This window comes from Agromyces humi, from assembly GCF_009720255.1.
GTDB classification, from domain to species: Bacteria; Actinomycetota; Actinomycetes; order Actinomycetales; family Microbacteriaceae; genus Agromyces; species Agromyces humi.
The window spans coordinates 1-2,377 of sequence record NZ_WJSP02000489.1 but is presented as its reverse complement, the minus strand read 5'-3'; the positions used below and the strand labels follow the sequence as shown (position 1 = coordinate 2,377).

Here is a 2,377-nt window from a genome sequence, read left to right as displayed (position 1 = left end):
CATCCGGCGCGACGGCGACGCGCCCGAGGAGTCCGAGGCGCTGCGGCATCCGCTGCCCTACGACAACGCCGACCAGCTGCTCGCGCTCTGCGAGGAGCACGGGGTCTCGTTCTGCGACGTCGCCCGGACCGTTCACGATGCAGCACGAGATCGACGACCGCCTCGCGCGGGGGAGCCGCGCTCGTCATCGCGGTCGTCATGATCGTCGGCGCCGATCGCGTTCTTCATGGCGAAGGTGGCGTCGCCCCGGATGCGCACGACGATGACCTGAGAGGCGTCGCGCACAACCCCCTGGCGGCATGCGCACCCCCGCTCCTCACGGGCTGACCGGGGTCAGGCGTCGGGCAGGAACCGGGCGAGGAACTCCCGGGTGCGATCCTCGCGCGGTGCGGCGAAGAACTCCCGAGCCGGGCGGTCCTCGATGATGAGCCCGCCGTCGAGGAACACCACCCGGTCGGCGACGTCGCGTGCGAAGGCCATCTCGTGCGTCGCCATCACGATCGTCGTGCCCGACTCGGCGAGCGAGCGCACGAGCGCGAGCACCTCGCCGACGAGTTCGGGATCGAGGGCGCTCGTGACCTCGTCGAGGAGCAGCAACTGCGGCGACGTCGCGATGGCCCGCACGATCGCGACGCGCTGCTGCTGGCCGCCCGAGAGCTCGTAGGGTCGCTGTGCCGCGTGGCCCGCGAGCCCGACGAGCTCGAGCGATTCCGCCACCCTCGCGTTCCGTTCGGCGGCCGGCATCCGCTGCAGCCGTAGGGGCACCTCGACGTTCTCGGCGGCCGACAGCACCGGGATGAGCCCGAACGACTGGAACACGTAGCCCAGCCGATCGCGGCGCACGGCCGCGAGGGCGTCCTCGCCGAGGGCGGACAGCTCGTCGTCGCCGAGGAGCACCCGCCCGCTCGTCGGCCGGTCGAGCCCGCCCAGCAGGTTCAGGAGCGTCGTCTTGCCCGCTCCCGAGGGGCCGGTCACCACGAGGAGCTCACCCGGGCGCACCTCGAGCGACACGTCCTGCACGGCGTGCACCGCCTCGCCGCGGGTCTCGAACACGCGGGTCACCGACTCGGCGCGAAGCGTCGTCATGCGTCCTCCTCCTGGTCGGATGAAGCGGGCGGGGCGGATGCCGCGTGCCGCCCGGATCTCGCGGGCGGCGTCGCGTCGGGGTCGCCGGATGCCATGGGCTCCTCGCCCACCCGTCGGGGCGCGGCATCCGCCCCCTCGTGGCCCGGCCAGACCCCGACGTGGTCGGGCTCCAGGGCGAGGCGCACCCGCTCGCGCAGCTCGAGGCGCTGCACGAAGTCGTGGGGGAGCTGGAGCCGGCCCACCCGGTCGAGCACCGCGAACTCCTCGGCGACGTGCTGCTCGGCGCCGTGCTCGTCGACGTGGGTGGAACGCAGCACCTCGGTCGACGTGCGGCCGTCTCGGATCTGCACGGTGCGCCGCACGTGGTCGGACACGGTCGGGTCATGGGTGACGATGAGGGTGGTCACGCCCAGCTCCTCGTTCACGCCGCGCATCGCCTCGAGCACGGCGGCCGAGGTGGCCTCGTCGAGCTCGCCGGTCGGCTCGTCGGCGAGCAGCACGAGCGGGGCATTCGCGAGGGCGACGGCGATGGCCACGCGCTGCTGCTGGCCACCGGACAGTTCGGCGGGGCGACGGTCGCGCGCCTCGCCGACGCCCGTCAACTCCAGGAGCTCGTCGACGCGCCGGGCGCGGGCTGCGCCCCGCTGGGTGCGGGCGACGTTCATGGCGAGCGCGACGTTCTCACCGGCCGTGAGGTAGGGAAGCAGGTTCCGCGAGGTCTGCTGCCACACGAATCCGACGGTGCGGCGCTGGTACGCCACCCGCTCGCGCGACCGCATCGACAGCAGGTCGTGGCCGGCGACCCGGGCGACACCGGCCGTGGCGGTGTCGAGGCCGGAGAGGATCGTGAGCAGCGTCGACTTGCCCGACCCCGACGCGCCGACGACGGCGACCATCTCGCCGGCGCCGACGCGCAGGTTGAGCCCCTGCAGTGCCTGCACCTCGACGCCGTCGGCGGTGAAGATGCGCACGAGGTCGGTGCACAGGATGTGCGGCTCGGCGAGCTGGTCGGCCATGGGGAACATCATTCCTCCTCCTTGCGCATCGCGCGCGCCGCGTTCACGCGACCGCCGATACCGGATGCCGCGGCGGCGGCCACGACGGTGACGAGCACCGAACCGGCGAGCACGGCCGTGATGAGCCACGGGTCGTACACCACCGTCGGCTGGACGTCGCCGCCCGTGAAGGCGCGCAGGTCGACGCCCTGCAGCACCACGAACGGCAGCACGGCGCCGAGCACCGCGCCCACCACGACGGCGACGACCGCGACCGGTCCGATCTCCCAGGCGAC

General features: G+C 73.3%; 3 protein-coding genes and 1 pseudogene. 1 reads left to right on the top strand and 3 read right to left on the bottom strand.

Translation table 11 applies throughout. The annotated features are described in order from the left end of the window. A pseudogene (locus GH736_RS24730) lies at window positions 1-202 on the top strand (hypothetical protein); the annotation flags it as partial. A gap of 131 nt (window positions 203-333) precedes the next feature. On the opposite strand, the gene GH736_RS21310 reads toward GH736_RS24730, so the two are convergent. The 3 genes from GH736_RS21310 to GH736_RS21300 all read right to left on the bottom strand — a co-directional run. Continuing rightward, window positions 334-1,086 (bottom strand): amino acid ABC transporter ATP-binding protein, encoded by a 753-nt coding sequence (locus GH736_RS21310; protein WP_159606873.1) that lies wholly within the window; start codon window positions 1,084-1,086, stop codon window positions 334-336. Next, the gene (locus GH736_RS21305; protein WP_159606871.1) at window positions 1,083-2,114 is read right to left on the bottom strand and encodes an ABC transporter ATP-binding protein; all 1,032 of its coding nucleotides are present in this window, start codon (window positions 2,112-2,114) and stop codon (window positions 1,083-1,085) included. Before GH736_RS21305 ends, GH736_RS21310 begins: the two co-directional genes overlap by 4 nt. Continuing rightward, window positions 2,111-2,377, bottom strand: a 267-nt coding sequence (locus tag GH736_RS21300; protein ID WP_203230895.1) for a hypothetical protein, incomplete at its 5' end; no start/stop codon positions are given. The genes GH736_RS21300 and GH736_RS21305, both read right to left, overlap by 4 nt.